Genomic DNA, 15,231 nt, shown 5'->3' on the forward strand with positions numbered 1-15,231 from the left:
CCGCCGAACTTCTTGGACAGCACGGTGGCGATCGCTGCGGTCAGCGTCGTCTTGCCATGGTCCACGTGACCAATCGTGCCCACGTTCACGTGGGGCTTGGTGCGCTCAAACTTACCTTTTGCCATTTCTCAAACCTCGAAAGAAATGAATTACCAAAGACGAAACAACAAACCGCCACTGCAAGCGGCGAATGGTGCCCATGGCGGGAATCGGACCCGCGACCTCTCCCTTACCAAGGGAGTGCTCTACCACTGAGCCACATGGGCACTTTGAAATCAATACAACCAGGGCTTGGCGACATTGACCAAAACGCTTGCCTCAACCGGCGCGCATCTTGGAGCGGGAGACGGGAATCGAACCCGCGTCATCAGCTTGGAAGGCTGGGGTTCTACCATTGAACTACTCCCGCACAGCCCAAATTCTCGAAGCACCAATCCAAGCAAGAAGCCTGCTGGTGGAGGGAGCTGGATTCGAACCAGCGTACTCGTAAGAGGGCAGATTTACAGTCTGCTGCCTTTAACCACTCGGCCATCCCTCCGAAACGGCGCACTATAGCACAAAATCCCTGCCGGCAAAAATTTTTCTGCGCCCGCCCATGCGCAACAAAGCAGGCCGCCCGAATCCGCAGATGCATGCCACGCGGCAAGGTGCGCGGGCCTTCCTTTACGATGGCGGGCTGCCGCCACCCAGGCGGCGCCCGCCAAAAAAAGGATTTCTTTCAGAGCCTGTCCTGTTCATCACGCTCGCTTTGCCATGACCTCCACCCCCAGGCCCTCTTCGCCGCCTGCTGGCCCCACCGTTGACGCGGCCGGCAAATCGCCGCGCCTGCATTCGCCTGCGCGCAGGCTGGTGCTGGGTGTGGCATTGGCGCTGGGCACGGCGGCGGCCCTGACGGCGGTTTTGTTTCAGCACCTGGATCGCCAGCAGCATGCCGCAGCGCAGCAGAACTGGCAGCTGCGCCAGGCGCTCGAGCAGCTGCAGCACGCGCGGGATCTGAACGCCGAGCTGCTGCGCCAGACGCAGCCGGTTCACTCGATCATCGATGCGCCGCCGGCCATGCCGCCCCCGCCAACGGCCACGCCGCTGCCGTACTACAGCAATGAGCTGGTCTGGGCGCTGGAGGATTTGCTGCGCCTGCTGCCCGAGGCCTCGACGACCCAGCCCTTGCTGACGCAAAGCCAGCAGCGCGCGCTGGCCAGCCACGCGCTGGCCAAGGCCTGGGTCGCGGCCCAGGCCGCCGATGCCCCCACCAGCGGCCACACGGCCCTGGATACGCTCTACGACCTGCAGCAGCAGGCCATGGCCATCGGCAGTGATTTGCGCACCGCGCAGATCATGCTCAACCAGGATTTGCGCGACATCTCCACCCATGCGCTGACCAAGACCAGCCGCTATCTGGACATCTGGCGCCAGCTCAACCTGCTGTGCGCCGCGCTCTTCGTCGCCTGGCTGGCCTGGTTCATCCACCGCCACTTGCGCCGCCCCGGCGCGGCCCTGAAGCAATTGCTCGATACCTACGCCGAGCAGCACTACGAGCAGGCCAGGCAGATCAGCCCCGCGCTGCTGAAGGACATCGCCCCGCAGCTGCGCCCTGCGCTGCGCACCGTCTTGCGGCTGCTCACCGAAAGCGACCGGCTGGCCCAGGAGGTGGCGCACCAGACCATGGGCATGCGCGTGTCGCAGCAACTGCTGGAGCTGGCCAAGACCATCCCGGGCGTGATTTTTCAGTACGAGTACCTGCCCGATGGCACCCGCATCTGCCATTTCGTCAGCCCCAAGGCCGCCACTTTTTTCGGCCCGCGCAGCGGCGAGCACGAGCAAGAGGGGCTGGACGAGCTTGCGCTGGCCGCCGAGCACGCGCTGCCCACCAGCGACCAGGCCGTGCCCCTGGCGCTGACGCGCAGCCTGGGCGCGCGCATCATGCGCCAGCCCCAGGCGGCCGATGCCTTCTCCTACGACACGCGCATCAGCCTGTTCGACGACGAGCAATGGGTGCGCACCCTGGCCAACACGACCTTGCAGGCCAACGGCTCGCGCTGGGTCAACGGGGTCTGGCTGGACGTGACCGAGCACATGGCGCAGGAGCGCGCGCTGGCGCAGGCGCGCCACGAGGCCGAGCACATGGCCGAGAGCAAGGCGCACATGCTGGCGGTGATGAGCCACGAAATCCGCACCCCGCTCAACGGCATCCTGGGCATGACGCAGCTGACCCTCAAGGGCCGTCTGGATGCCGCGCAGCGCGAGCGCCTGGAGCAGGTGCTCAGCGCGGGCCAGCACCTGCTGGGCATCATCAACGACGCGCTGGATCTGTCCAAGATCGAGAGCGGGCAGCTCACCATCGAGCAAACCCCCTTCTCGCTGCAGCGGCTGGTGGCCGATGTGGCCGATCTGCTGGCGCAGCGCGCGGCGGAAAAGGGCCTGGAGTTCTGGGTCGACATCCCGCATACGCTGACCGACCAGCTCATCGGCGACCCCTACCGCATCCGCCAGATCCTCATCAACTTCGTGGCCAACGCCATCAAGTTCACGCCCGCGGGGGAGGTCTCCATCCGCGTCAAGCAGCTGGCCAACCAGGATTCGCACTCGCTGACGCTGATGTTCGAGGTGCACGACACCGGCATCGGCATCGCCCAGGAAGAGCAGCAGAACCTGTTTCAGGCCTTCCGCCAGGCCGATGCCTCCATCACCCGCCGCTACGGCGGCACCGGGCTGGGGCTGGCCATCTCCAACCAGCTGGCGCAGCTGCTGGGCGGGCAGACCGGCCTGCACAGCCATCCTGGCTCGGGCAGCATGTTCTGGTTCAGCGCCCAGGTGCTCAAGAACCTCGAGCGCGTGGACGAGCGCGAACAGGCCCAGCGCCAGCACACCTGGCTGCACGGCCAGCGCGTGCTGGTGCTGGAGAGCCACCAGCACGCGCGCGAGGTGCTCTGCAACGTGCTGCGCCACCATTTCGATTGCGAGGTGTTGGCGTTCGGCTCGGGGGCGCAGGCGCTGGGCGCCCTGCAATCGGGCGGGCCCGGCGGCCCGGCAGCCCCCTCTTTCGACCTGAGCATCATCGCCGCGCGCCTGATCGACGGCGACGCATTCACCCTGCTCAAGCAGGCCAGCAACTGGCGGCCGCAGCTGGGCAAAATCTGGCTGGCCGCGCCCAAGGACTTTGGCGAGCTGCCCGCCCCGCTGGAGACGCTGGGCATTGCCCGCATCATCCACAAGCCGCTGAGCGCCGCCGTGCTCTACAAGGCCGTCTGGGAAAAGGCCTCCACACTGCCGCCGCTGCCCACGCCCAGCCCCAAGCCGCGCCCGGGCATCCAGCAATTCGTCGAGCCCACCGCCGCTGCGGAGGCCCCGCCGCCGGCGCGCCCGCAGCCGACAGCGGCCACTGCTGCGCCCAGCCCGGGCCGCGCCGCCCCAGCGCTGGCCAGGCAGGGCCCGGCCACCGCCGCTGCCGATGCCCAGCACGGCAGCGAAGAGCCCGCGCCGCTGCGCATCCTGGTGGTGGACGACAACGCCCTGAACCGCGACATCGCCCAGGCCTTCCTGCAAAGCCATGTGCGCATCCCCATTGCCGTGGACCTGGCCGACAACGGCCAGGCCGCCGTGCAGGCCATCGCCCAAAACCCCCTGCCCTACCACGCCGTGCTGATGGACTTGCAAATGCCCACCATGGACGGCTACAGCGCCGCGCGCGCCATACGCGAGCTGCCCCAGGGCAAGCGCACCCCCATCTTCGCCCTCTCGGCCTACCACGGCACCCAGGAGCGCAAGGCCGCGCTGGCCAGCGGCATGAACGATTTCATCGAAAAGCCCCTGGTCGAAGAGCGGCTGTGGCACATGCTGGAGCGCTGGGACATCCTGCCCGCCAGCGACGGCGCCGACACAACCCGCCGCGCGCACATCGACGCCAGCACCGCGCCCGCGGCGCTGCCGCCGCCCGCGCCCCCTGCTGCGCCCACAGCGCCACCGCCTCAGCCACCGCAACCGCAACCGCAACCACCGACGCAACTGCCGCCATCGCCGCCAGCGGCCCCCATTCCGCCCGCATTTCTGCCCTCCGTCTGGCATGAGCTGTGCCAGGCCCTGGGCCCAGCGCGCGCGCAAGGCCTGGCCGAGCAATTCCTGCGCCAGACCGCGCAGCTCATCGAGCAGTTCGACCACGCCGTGCAGCAGCAAGACTGGGCCCAGGCCCGCGCCGCGACCCACAAGCTCAGCGGCACGGCCGGCTCCTTCGGCCTGCAGGCGCTGGGCCAGCAGGCCAGCGCGCTGGACGAAGCCCTCAAGCAACCCGCGCCCTCATTGCCCAGCGGCTGCGCCGCCGCCCTGGCCCAGACCTTTGCCAAAGGCCAGGCCGCGTTGCAGGCGGCCATGCAGGCCGGCTGCGATGCCGGGTGAGCGCCCCGGCTGCACGCCACCGGCAAAATCGCCCGCGCACCACACCCGCCCCAGGCGCGATGGCCGGCAAGGCGCAGCCGGCCGGGGCCATGTGCAGCGCCGATAAAATGGCGCGTTGCCACGACATCGCCCCATGCCCGGCACGCGCACCCAATCCATGCGCCCGGCGGTGTGCGGCGGATGCGCCCCTCAAGCGGGGCGCGCTGCTTTTTCCCAGTCCATTCCCATGCAAGAAAAATACGATCCCGCGGCGGTCGAAGCCGCCGCGCAGGCCCACTGGCGCGCACAAGATGCCTATCGCGTCACCGAAGACGCGGGCAAACCCAAGTACTACGCCTGCTCCATGCTGCCCTACCCCAGCGGCAAGCTGCACATGGGCCATGTGCGCAACTACACCATCAACGACATGCTCACGCGCAGCTTGCGCATGCAGGGCCACAACGTGCTCATGCCCATGGGCTGGGATGCGTTTGGTCTGCCGGCCGAGAACGCTGCGCTCAAGAACAAGGTGCCGCCCGCGAAGTGGACCTACGACAACATCGCCTACATGAAAGGCCAGATGCAGGCCATGGGCCTGGCGATTGACTGGAGCCGCGAGATCGCCACCTGCGACCCCGATTACTACCGCTGGAACCAGTGGCTGTTTTTGAAGATGCTGGAAAAGGGCATCGCCTACCGCAAGACCCAGGTGGTGAACTGGGACCCCGTAGACCAGACCGTGCTGGCCAACGAGCAGGTGATTGACGGGCGCGGCTGGCGCACCGGCGCGCTGGTGGAAAAGCGCGAGATCCCCGGCTACTACCTCAAGATCACCGACTACGCGCAAGAGCTGCTCGACCACGTGCAAATGGACAACCCCAAGGCCACGCTCACCGGCTGGCCCGACCGCGTGCGCCTGATGCAAGAAAACTGGATCGGCAAGAGCGAGGGCCTGCGCTTTGCCTTCACGCACAACGTCAAAGACAACAGCGGCGCGCTGATTGGCGATGGCCGCATGTACGTCTTCACCACCCGCGCCGACACCATCATGGGCGTGACCTTCTGCGCCGTCGCGCCCGAGCACCCGCTGGCCGCGCACGCCGCGCAAGGCAATGCCGCGCTGGCCGCCTTCATCGAAAAATGCCAGCAAGGCGGCACGACCGAGGCCGAGCTGGCCCTGAAGGAAAAAGAAGGCATGGACACGGGCCTGACGGTGACACACCCGCTCACCGGCGCGGCCCTGCCCGTGTGGGTGGGCAATTACGTGCTGATGAGCTATGGCGACGGCGCTGTGATGGGCGTGCCCGGCCACGACGAGCGCGACTTTGCCTTTGCGCAGAAATACGGCCTGCCCATCCAGCAAGTGGTGCAAGTGGGCGATGCCGCCTACGACGCCAGCCAGTGGCAAGAGTGGTATGGCGACAAGGAACATGGCGTGTGCGTGAACTCCGGCCATCTGGACGGCATGAACTACGCCACCGCCGTGAACACCGTGGCCGCCGAGCTGGCCGCGAAACAACACAATGGCGTCGGCCTGGGCGAGAAAAAAACCACCTGGCGCCTGCGCGACTGGGGCATCAGCCGCCAGCGCTACTGGGGCACACCCATCCCAATCATCCACTGCGAGCACTGCGGCCCGCAGCCCGTGCCCGAGCAAGACCTGCCCGTGCGCCTGCCCGAAGACCTGGTACCCGATGGCAGCGGCAACCCGCTGGTGAAAAGCGAGGCTTTCCATGCGGGCGTGAACTGCCCCCAATGCGGCGCAACCGCGCGGCGCGAAACGGACACGATGGACACCTTCGTGGACAGCTCGTGGTACTTCATGCGCTACTGCGACCCGCACAATGCCGAGCACATGGTGGCCGAAGGCACGCAGCACTGGATGCCGATGGACCAGTACATCGGCGGCATTGAGCACGCCATCCTGCACCTGCTGTACGCGCGCTTCTGGACCAAGGTGATGCGCGACCTGGGTCTGGTGAAAATCGACGAGCCCTTCACCCGCCTGCTCACGCAGGGCATGGTGCTCAACCACATCTACAGCCGCCGCACCGCCAAGGGCGCCAAGGAATACTTCTGGCCCAAGGACGTGGAGCATGTGCTGGACGACGCCGGCAAGGTCATCGGCTCCAAGCTGAAAACCGCCGTGGAAAGCGCCGACGGCCCGTTGCCCGCCGGCACGCCCATCGACTACGAAGGCGTGGGCACCATGAGCAAGTCCAAAAACAACGGCGTCGATCCGCAAGACCTCATCACCCAGTACGGCGCCGACACCGCGCGCCTGTACACCATGTTCACCGCCCCGCCCGAGCTGACGTTGGAGTGGAACGATTCCGCCGTCGAGGGCAGCTACCGCTTCCTGCGCCGGGTGTGGAACTTCGGCTTCAAGCTGCACGGCATGGCGGGCGTGACGGCCGCCATCGCCGCCCTGCCCGCCAAAGGGGCCGCACACGGCGCGCCGCAGGCCCACTTCGGCAAGGCCGCCAAGGCCCTGCGCCACGAAATCCACAGCGTGCTCGGGCAGGTCGATTTCGACTACCAGCGCATGCAGTACAACACCGTCGTCTCCGGCGCGATGAAGATGCTCAATGCGCTGGAAGCCTTCAAGGGCGATGCCAGCGGCGAGGGCGCAGCCGCCGACGACATGGCGCTGGCCGAGAGCTTCGGCATCCTGCTGCGCGCGCTCTACCCCGCCACGCCGCACATCGCCCACGCGCTGTGGCAGGCGCTGGGCTACGCCGCCGTCATGGGCGACTTGCTCGACGCCCCCTGGCCCAAGGCCGATGCCGCCGCGCTGGAGCAGGACGAGATCGAATACATGCTGCAAATCAATGGCAAGCTGCGCGGCAGCATCACCGTGCCCGCCAGCGCCGACAAGGCCGCCATCGAAGCCGCCGCGCTGGCCAGCGAGGCCTTTGCACGCCAGGCCGCGGGCGCTGCGCCCAAGAAGATCATCGTCGTGCCCAAGAAGCTGGTGAACGTCGTGGTGTGATGCGGCCAGCGCCCATACGCCCCCATCCCCACGCCCCCCCGAGGAGCCCCCATGCAACGCCGCCGATTCCTGACCCTGAGCGCCGCCGCTGCGGCCAGCGCCACCGCCGCCGCCAGCCTGGGCGGCTGCGGCTTTGCGCTGCGCGGCTCGGCCAAGTACCCCTTCAAGTCCGTGTTCCTGCAGGCGCCCGAGGCCTCGCCGCTGGCGCGCCAGCTGCAGCGCACGCTCGAAGGCGCGGGCCTGACCGTGCTGCGCACGCCCAGCGACCCGGCCCTGGCCGAGCGGGTGTTCGAGCTGCTGCAAGAGCAGCACGAGCGCGCCGTCGTCAGCCAGACCTCGGCCGGCGCCGTGCGCGAAATGCAGCTGCGGCTGCGCGTGCTCTACCGCCTGCGCGATGGCGACGGCCTGCAGGCCAGCGCAGCGGCCCAGGGCGCCCAAGTCGTGGAGCTGCTGCAAACGCGCGAGCTGAGCTACGACGAATCCCAGGCCCTGTCCAAGGAGGCCGAGCAGGAGCTGCTGTTCAAGGACATGCAGACCGAGCTGGTGGCGCAAATCGTGCGCCGGCTGGCGCACTGAGCGCCCTGATCAAAGCGCCTGTTCAAGCGCCTGCACCCGCCAGCCTGGGGCCTTGGGCGGCGGGCCCTGCCGGGCTAGGCCGGAGTCAGTAGAATCGCCGCCTTGTCTCCCAACCCGCCTGCGGATCCAGACTGCCGCCAGCGCACTGCCCCGCACGCCCTCTCCATGTCCAGCGACGCGACGCCTTCTGCACGAGAAATCTTCATCCTGGGGAAAACCAAGGATGGCCGGACCTTCCGCCCCAGCGACTGGTCCGAACGCCTGGCAGGCGTCATGAGCCAGTTTCGCCCGCCGGGCTCGCCGCGCAGCAGCCACCTGGTCTATTCCCCCTGGTGCGTGCCCACGGTGCTGGACGGCACGCGCTGCGTGGTCGTCAACACCGCCTTGCGCGAGCACGAGCCCATGGCCTGGAGCTTCGTGATGAACTTCGCCCGCGACAACGAGTTGGAAGTGGTCGAGGCCTGCCTGCTGCCCGACGCCAAGCCTTGAAGCGCCCCCGGCCCCTGGCGATCGCCCCCGGCGACCGCTGCGGCTGCGGGAAAACCCCAGACCCCGGACCGCATGGCCGGGCCTGGGGCGTCTCCATAATGGCCCGCGCGCCAGCCTTGCTGGGGCGCTTTTTTGTGCCACTTGCTTTTTGAACAGGCTCTCAGGAGACACCCCATGACGTCCATCCATTCCCGGCGTGCGCCGCGCCGCCGCTTTTCTGCGCCTCGCGCTGGCGCGCCCTGGCCACGCAGCCTGCTGGCCGGGCTGCTAGCCCTGGGCCTGGCCGCCTGCGGCGGCGGTAATGACGACGATGGCCGGCAACCGCCCGCCGCCTTTGACTTCGAGCGCGCCGTGCAACAGCTCGCCAGCGCCAGCGTGCCCGCCGCGCAGATTGGCCTGCCCACCTCAGGCGCGCAGGTGGTGGCCGTGGATGCGCCGGCCCCGGTGCGCGGCGTGCAGCCGCCCGCGGCCGTGCAGGCCAGCGTGCACATTGCGGCGGCGCGGGCCGGCGACCCGGCCATCCACATGGCGCTGCTGCTGCCCAAGGCCTGGAATGGCAAGGTCGTGATGCTCGGCGGCGGCGGTTACAACGGCTCGATCCCGAATCTGCACAGCTACTCGGCCGCGCCCGCCGACCGGGGCCCGTTCCCGCTGCTGAACCAGGGCTATGCGGTGTTTGCCAGCGACTCGGGCCACCGCGCCAACGCCGCTGGCAGCCGCGACGGCAGCTTCGGCGTCAACGATGCGGCGCTGGAGAACTTCTCCTACGCGGCGCTGAAGAAGGTCAGCGACACGGCCAATGCGCTGCTCACCGGCTTTTATGGCCGCGCGCCCACGCAGCGCTATTTCATCGGCGGCTCCACCGGCGGGCGCGAGGCCCTGGCCGTGGCGCAGAAGTGGCCGGCCGACTGGGACGGCGTCGTGGCCTGGTACCCGGCCTGGAATGCGGCCAGCCTGGATTTGCAATTCGGCCGCATCAGCCGCGCCTTTGCCCAGCCCGATGCCTACCCCAGCCTGGCGCAGCGCAAGCGCCTGCGCCTGGCGGCCCTGGCCCAGTGCGACGAGCTCGACGGTCTGAAGGACGGCATCATCAGCCACGTGGCGGCCTGCAATGCGGCCTTCGACCCGACCACGGCGCAGTACCAGGGCCAGCCGCTGCGCTGCGCCTCGGGCGGCAACGAGGGCGATGATTGCCTCTCGGATGCCATGATCGCCGCGCTGAAGGTCTACGACAGCCCGATCTCCTTTGCCGCCTTTGCCACCCCGCAAGGCAGCGGCGAGACCCAGTACCCGGGCTTCAACATCTGGGGCTCGGAGCTGGGCGAGGAGGGCAGCAGCCCGGTGCAGCCGGTGGTCAATCTGCTGGCCATGAACACCACGCCGCCGGCCAGCCCCGCGCCGCTGACGGCGCCGTACTGGGCGGTGTTCTGGGATCAGTGGGTGCGCCACTTCGTCACGCGCGATGCCGGTTTCGACTCCCTCTCGCTGGATCCGCAAGCCCCCGGCCCCTGGGCCGATCGCATCAATGCGCTGATGCGGCTGCAGGATGTCAACAGCACCGACCTGGGCGCCTTCGAGCGCAAGGGCGGCAAGCTGCTCATGGCCCACGGCAGCGCCGACGTGCTGGTCAGCACCCGCGCCACGGCGCAGTACTACCAGCGCCTGCAAAGCACCATGGGCGCCGAGACCGTGCGGCGCTTTGCGCGCTACTACGAGGTGCCCGGCTACGGCCATGCGGCCAGCGCCACCTTCAATGCCAGCTGGGATGCGCTGGGCGCGCTGGACCGCTGGGTCACCCAGGGCCAGGCCCCCAGCGCCGAGGTCATCACCGACACGGTGGGCAAACCCGGCCGCACCCGCCCGCTGTGCGATTACCCCAGCTGGCCGCGCTACAAGGGCCAGGGCGATGCAGACCGCGCCGAGAGCTTTGCCTGCGTGACGCAGTAAGCGCCCGGCAGTGCCCGGTAGCGCCCGGTCAAGCGGGCCGGGCCAGAAAGGGCCGGGGGCCGGGGCCTGCGGCCAGGCCACACCAGCCATCCATCAGGCCATCCATCAGGCCGGCTCGGTGGCCTGGTCTGCCTGCGCGGCCTGGGGCGCCTGCCCGGCCTGGGCCGGCTTCATGCTGCCGGTGCGGCTGGCGCGCGCGTGCCAGGACAGCGCCTCGTCCAGCAGCATCGGCGTGTGCTTGCCGACGCTGCCATGCAGCGCGCGATCGAAGTAGTCCTGCAGCAGCGGCTGGTAATCGGGCGCGGCGCAGTGGCCGATGATGGCCTGGGCGCGCTCCTTGGGCGAGAGGCCGCGCAGGTCGGCCAGGCCGCGCTCGGTCACCAGGATTTGCACGTCGTGCTCGGTGTGGTCCACGTGCGAGACGGCTGGCACGATGCACGAGAGCTCGCCGCCCTTGGCCGTGGCGTTGGCCATGAAGATCGACAGATAGGCATTGCGCGCAAAGTCGCCCGAGCCGCCGATGCCGTTCATGATCGACGAGCCATAAACGTGCGTGGAGTTGACGTTGCCGTAGATGTCGGCCTCGATCATGGCGTTCATGGCAATCACGCCCAGGCGGCGGATCAGCTCGGGGTGGTTGCTCATCTCCTGCGGGCGCAGCACGATCTTGTCGCGGTAGAAGTCGATGTGGTCGACGAACTCGCGCTCGCCCTCGGGGCTGAGCGACAGCGCCGTGGCCGAGGCGTGCACCAGCTTGCCCGAGCGCAGCATGTGCAGCATGCCGTCCTGCAGCACCTCGGTGTAGGCCGTCAGCTGCTCGAACGGGCCGTCGTTCAGGCCAGCCAGCACGGCATTGGCGATGTTGCCCACGCCCGATTGCAGCGGCAGCAGGTTCTTGGGCAGGCGGCCGAGCTTGACCTCATGCTTGAAGAACTCGATCAAATGCCCGGCAATCTGCTGCGAGGCCGCATCGGCGGGCTTGAAGGCCGAGCTGCGGTCGGACTTGTTGGTCGGCACCACGGCAATGACCTTGTTCGGGTCGCAGCGCAGGTATTGCTCGCCGATGCGGTCCTGCGGGTGCAGCAGCGGGATGGGCACGCGGTTGGGCGGCACCTGGGTGCCGTAGTAGATGTCGTGCATGCCCGCCAGCGCCAGCGGCTGGTATTCGTTGACTTCCAGGATGACCAGATCGGCCAGATCCAGCCAGGTCTTGTTGTTGCCCACCGAGGTCGAAGGGATCAGCCGGCCATCGGGCAGGATGCCGGCGACCTCGATCACCGCCACGTCGAGCTTGCCAAAGAAGCCAAACCAGACGTACTGCGCCACGTGCGAGAGGTGCATGTCGATGTACTGAATGCTGCCCTCGTTGATGCGCTTGCGCCCGATCGGGTCGGACTGGTAGGGCAGGCGCGTGTGGATGCCGTTGACCTTGGCCAGCGCGCCATCGATCTCCGGCGCCGTGGAAGCGCCGGTCCACAGGTCGATCTTGAAGTTCTTGCCCTGGGCGTAGAGTCGCTCGATGCGCTCGGCCAGCGCCAGCGGCACGGCCTTGGGCGCGCCCGAGCCGGTAAAGCCGCTCATGCCCACGTTGGCCCCTTCGGGAATCAGCTCGGCGGCCTGCTGGGCCGACATGATCTTGCTGTGCAAGGCGGGACATTGGATGCGATCAAAGGCTGGCACGGGGTTCTCCATCAAAACATCATGAACAGGGCTGGCGACAGGGATGCGCCGCCCATGGGTGAAAACCCTGATTTATAAGCCCTGTTCACGCCGCCGAGAGCGATCGCGTTGGCGACGGCCGCGCCGCGCCACAGCCGCTACGCTGCGCGGCCATGAGCCATACCGCCCCCTCTTCCACACCCACTGCCGCCCCCGATACCACCCCCAACACCGCGCCCTACGTGCCCGAGCTGCGCCGCTACCAGGCCTGGCTGGCGCAGCGCCACGGCCTGCACTTTGACGACTACGACGCGCTGTGGCGCTGGTCCACCAGCGAGCTCGAAGCCTTCTGGCAAAGCATCTGGGACTACTTCGACGTGCAATCGCCCACGCCGCACCAGCGGGTGCTGGCCGAGAACGTCATGCCCGGCGCGCGCTGGTTCGAAGGCGCGCAGGTCAACATGGTGCAGCAGATGCTGCGCCACGTGCAGCCGGCCCACGCCGCCGGCCTGCCGGCCATCATTGCCGACAACGAGCTGGGCCAGGTCACCACGCTGAGCTGGCCCGAGCTGCGCCGCCAGGTGGCGGCGCTGGCGCTGCACATGCAGGCGCTGGGCGTGCAGCCGGGCGAGCGCGTGGCCGCCTACCTGCCCAACATCGCGCAAACCATCGTCGCCTTCATGGCCACGGCCAGCATCGGCGCCGTCTGGAGCGTGTGCGCGCCGGACATGGGCGTCAACGCCGTGCTGGACCGCTTTCGGCAGATCGAGCCCGTGCTGCTGCTGACCGTGGACGGCGTGGTCTACGGCGGCAAACAGCTCGAACGCAGGCAGATCAGCGAGCAGCTGCGCGCCGCACTGCCCAGCGTGCGCCACGCCATCGTCGTGGGCAACCTCGATGCCGACGTGCAATGGGCGGGCTATGCCAACTTCGCCGAGCTCACCGCGCGCGACGATGCGGCCGTGCACGACTTTGCGCCGCGCTGGCTGCCCTTCGACCACCCGCTGTGGATCGTCTACTCCAGCGGCACCACCGGCCTGCCCAAACCCATCGTGCACGGCCACGGCGGCATGATGCTGGTGCAGCTGCAACTGGGCGCACTGCACAACGACCTGGGCTGCAGCTACGCGCCCAACAGCTTTGGCGAGCGCTACCACTGGTACAGCTCCACCGGCTGGGTGATGTGGAACGCCCAGGTCGCCGGGCTGCTGCGCGGCACCACATTGGTGATCTACGACGGCAGCCCCAGCGGCCCGCGCGAGCAGCCGGACATGGGCGTGCTCTGGCGCTTTGCCGCGCGCCACCAGGTCACCTTCTTCGGCGTTGGCGCAGCCTTCTACGGCCTGTGCGCCAAGGCCGGCCTGCGGCCGCAGCAATGCGGCGACCTGCGCCGCATCCGCGCCCTGGGCAGCACCGGCTCGCCACTGAGCGAGGAGGTGCAGAACTGGGGCAGCGCCTTCATGCGCGAGGCCGGCGTGGCCGGCGAGAGCGGCCAGGGCATCTGGTGGTGCAACGTCTCCGGCGGCACCGACTTTGCCGGCGCCTTCCTGGGCAGCCACCGCGACCTGCCGCAAACCCCAGGCCGGCTGCAATGCCGCATGCTGGGCGCGGCCGTGCAGGCCTGGGACGAAGCCGGCCAGGCCGTCATCGACCAGGTTGGCGAGCTGGTCTGCACCCAGCCCATCCCCTCCATGCCGCTGTACCTGTACAACGACGCCGACGGCAGCCGCTACCACCACAGCTACTTCGATACCTACCCCGCCGGCAAAGGCCGCAACCCCCACGGCGGTGACCTGCCGCCACAGGCCGGCGCCGTCTGGCGCCACGGCGACTGGATCAGCATCGGCGCCGATGGCAGCTGCGTCATCTACGGCCGCTCCGACGCCACCATCAACCGCCACGGCCTGCGCATGGGCACCAGCGAGCTCTACAGCGCCGTCGAAGCCCTGCCCGAAGTGCTGGACTCGCTGGTCGTCGACCTCGAATACCTGGGCCGGCCCAGCCACATGCCGCTGTTCGTCGTGCTGCGCCCCGGCCTGGAGCTGGACGACGCGCTGCGCCAGCGCATCGCCCAAGCCATCCGCCAGGCCCTCTCGCCGCGCTTCGTGCCCGACGCCATCGTGCAAGTGGCGCAAGTGCCGCGCACCCTCAGCGGCAAAAAGCAGGAATTGCCCATCAAAAAACTGCTGCTGGGCCAGCCGGCCGAAAAAGTCATCCACCGCGAAGCCATGGCCAACCCGGAATGCCTGGACTGGTACCTGGCCTACGCCCAACAGCATTGCCAGGCCCAGGCCGCACAGCAGCCGCCACAGGCTTGAAGCCACGCCAGAGCAGCAGCCCTATGGCGCCGCGGCGCAAGGCAATGCGATCAGCAAAGCCGATGCCGCCCAAGCAAAAGCCCAGCTTCGATCAAAGCTGGGCTTTCTTATTGGCGCATGGCGTCATCACCAAACGTCTTCGTTGTACTGGTCATAAATCACCACGCCCGGATAGTTCTCGCGCACGAATTCACCGATCTGGATGATCTCATCGGTAAACCGGCGATCCGGATCATCGCCAAAACCAATGGCCAGCTCCTTGTTGTAGGAGAGAAAGTTCTCGGGCAGGGCAGTTTTCTTCTTCAGGATTTTCTGCAGCGCCTGCAGGCTGAGCGTCATCGAGTCCTGCTCGCGGATTTCAAACTCCACCCGCCAGCCTTCTTTTTCCAGCACCACCAACGTCACCTCCGGAAAGCTCAACTGCTCGGTAGAAACGGCATATTCCCCAATCCAAGGAAATTTCTGCCTCAGCTCACGCATGAGCGAGTCATTGTCGATGCGATCCGATGGGTCGTACAAAAGGGCGAAAAGATTGAACATGGTGGATCCAGATGCACTGACATCAAGATGACTTTATAGGCCCTTTCTCTGTTGAACTGACGTAAACAGCAAACAAGGTCCGGATTTATTAGAGAAACTTTGATTGATAAGGTTACATAATAGGGTTTTCTACCAGCCGGAGCATGAGATGCGCGCCTATTCGCAAGACTTGCGAGACCGAGTGCTGGCAGCGCTGGAGCGCGGAGAGCGCGGAGAGCGCCATTGCCCGTCGTTATGAAGTCAGCCGCATGTGGATATATCGCGTGCGTGCTCGCTTCGAGAAAGAAGGTGAGCGCAGCAGTCGGCAGCAAGGCGGCAAGCGTATCTCCCGGCTGGCGCCCG

9 protein-coding genes, 3 tRNA genes and 1 pseudogene are annotated in these 15,231 nt (G+C 67.5%); 7 read left to right on the forward strand and 6 right to left on the reverse strand.

Translation table 11 applies throughout. The features are described from left to right. From CK625_RS13345 to CK625_RS13360, 4 genes are all read right to left on the reverse strand, one after another. Nucleotides 1-125 (reverse strand): GTP-binding protein (locus CK625_RS13345; RefSeq protein ID WP_229427325.1); only part of this gene is annotated, 125 nt, incomplete at its 3' end. Between the two features lie 66 nt (nucleotides 126-191). Continuing rightward, nucleotides 192-266 (reverse strand) — tRNA-Thr (locus CK625_RS13350). A 69-nt stretch (nucleotides 267-335) separates the two neighbouring features. Then, a tRNA-Gly gene (locus CK625_RS13355) sits at nucleotides 336-409 on the reverse strand. Nucleotides 410-452: 43 nt separating this feature from the next. Further along, nucleotides 453-538 (reverse strand) — tRNA-Tyr (locus CK625_RS13360). A 215-nt stretch (nucleotides 539-753) separates the two neighbouring features. On the opposite strand from CK625_RS13360, the gene CK625_RS13365 reads away from it, so the two are divergent. The 5 genes from CK625_RS13365 to CK625_RS13385 all read left to right on the forward strand — a co-directional run bounded on the left by CK625_RS13365 (nucleotide 754) and on the right by CK625_RS13385 (nucleotide 10,372). Beyond that, entirely contained in the window at nucleotides 754-4,389 is a 3,636-nt protein-coding gene (locus tag CK625_RS13365) for a hybrid sensor histidine kinase/response regulator (RefSeq protein ID WP_095540823.1), read from the forward strand. A gap of 226 nt (nucleotides 4,390-4,615) precedes the next feature. Further along, nucleotides 4,616-7,360: a leucine--tRNA ligase gene (gene leuS, locus CK625_RS13370; RefSeq protein ID WP_095540824.1), complete on the forward strand. Its 2,745-nt coding sequence runs from the start codon at nucleotides 4,616-4,618 to the stop codon at nucleotides 7,358-7,360. A 51-nt stretch (nucleotides 7,361-7,411) separates the two neighbouring features. Beyond that, nucleotides 7,412-7,936, forward strand: a complete 525-nt coding sequence (gene lptE / locus CK625_RS13375) for an LPS assembly lipoprotein LptE (protein ID WP_095540825.1) — start codon at nucleotides 7,412-7,414, stop codon at nucleotides 7,934-7,936. A 165-nt stretch (nucleotides 7,937-8,101) separates the two neighbouring features. Then, complete coding sequence (locus CK625_RS13380) at nucleotides 8,102-8,425, forward strand: DUF3579 domain-containing protein (protein WP_095540826.1); 324 nt, start codon at nucleotides 8,102-8,104, stop codon at nucleotides 8,423-8,425. A gap of 174 nt (nucleotides 8,426-8,599) precedes the next feature. Continuing rightward, the gene (locus tag CK625_RS13385; RefSeq protein ID WP_095540827.1) at nucleotides 8,600-10,372 is read left to right on the forward strand and encodes a tannase/feruloyl esterase family alpha/beta hydrolase; all 1,773 of its coding nucleotides are present in this window, start codon (nucleotides 8,600-8,602) and stop codon (nucleotides 10,370-10,372) included. Between the two features lie 105 nt (nucleotides 10,373-10,477). Here the strand turns inward: CK625_RS13385 and CK625_RS13390 are convergent, their stop codons facing one another. Further along, nucleotides 10,478-12,004, reverse strand: a complete 1,527-nt coding sequence (locus CK625_RS13390) for an acetyl-CoA hydrolase/transferase family protein (RefSeq protein WP_095557184.1) — start codon at nucleotides 12,002-12,004, stop codon at nucleotides 10,478-10,480. 200 nt (nucleotides 12,005-12,204) lie between these two features. Between CK625_RS13390 and CK625_RS13395 the strand changes: the two genes are divergently transcribed. Further along, nucleotides 12,205-14,349, forward strand: coding sequence for an acetoacetate--CoA ligase (locus CK625_RS13395; RefSeq protein ID WP_095540829.1), 2,145 nt, complete (start codon nucleotides 12,205-12,207; stop codon nucleotides 14,347-14,349). A gap of 126 nt (nucleotides 14,350-14,475) precedes the next feature. Here the strand turns inward: CK625_RS13395 and CK625_RS13400 are convergent, their stop codons facing one another. Continuing rightward, nucleotides 14,476-14,889 carry a hypothetical protein gene (locus tag CK625_RS13400; protein WP_095540830.1) on the reverse strand — a complete coding sequence of 138 codons (414 nt, stop codon included), beginning with the start codon at nucleotides 14,887-14,889 and terminating at the stop codon, nucleotides 14,476-14,478. Between the two features lie 143 nt (nucleotides 14,890-15,032). Here CK625_RS13400 and CK625_RS14190 point away from each other — a divergent pair. Then, nucleotides 15,033-15,231: pseudogene (locus tag CK625_RS14190) on the forward strand (hypothetical protein); the annotation flags it as partial.

Origin of the sequence: Vandammella animalimorsus (assembly GCF_002285265.1) — a bacterium.
GTDB lineage: Bacteria > Pseudomonadota > Gammaproteobacteria > Burkholderiales > Burkholderiaceae_C > Lampropedia.

Coding starts and splice junctions, on each gene's coding strand:
- CK625_RS13365 (WP_095540823.1), top strand. CDS start 754: ATGACCTCCACCCCCAGGCCCTCTTCGCCGCCTGCTGGCCCCACCGTT.
- leuS (WP_095540824.1), top strand. CDS start 4,616: ATGCAAGAAAAATACGATCCCGCGGCGGTCGAAGCCGCCGCGCAGGCC.
- lptE (WP_095540825.1), top strand. CDS start 7,412: ATGCAACGCCGCCGATTCCTGACCCTGAGCGCCGCCGCTGCGGCCAGC.
- CK625_RS13380 (WP_095540826.1), top strand. CDS start 8,102: ATGTCCAGCGACGCGACGCCTTCTGCACGAGAAATCTTCATCCTGGGG.
- CK625_RS13385 (WP_095540827.1), top strand. CDS start 8,600: ATGACGTCCATCCATTCCCGGCGTGCGCCGCGCCGCCGCTTTTCTGCG.
- CK625_RS13390 (WP_095557184.1), bottom strand. CDS start 12,004: ATGTCGGCCCAGCAGGCCGCCGAGCTGATTCCCGAAGGGGCCAACGTG.
- CK625_RS13395 (WP_095540829.1), top strand. CDS start 12,205: ATGAGCCATACCGCCCCCTCTTCCACACCCACTGCCGCCCCCGATACC.
- CK625_RS13400 (WP_095540830.1), bottom strand. CDS start 14,889: ATGTTCAATCTTTTCGCCCTTTTGTACGACCCATCGGATCGCATCGAC.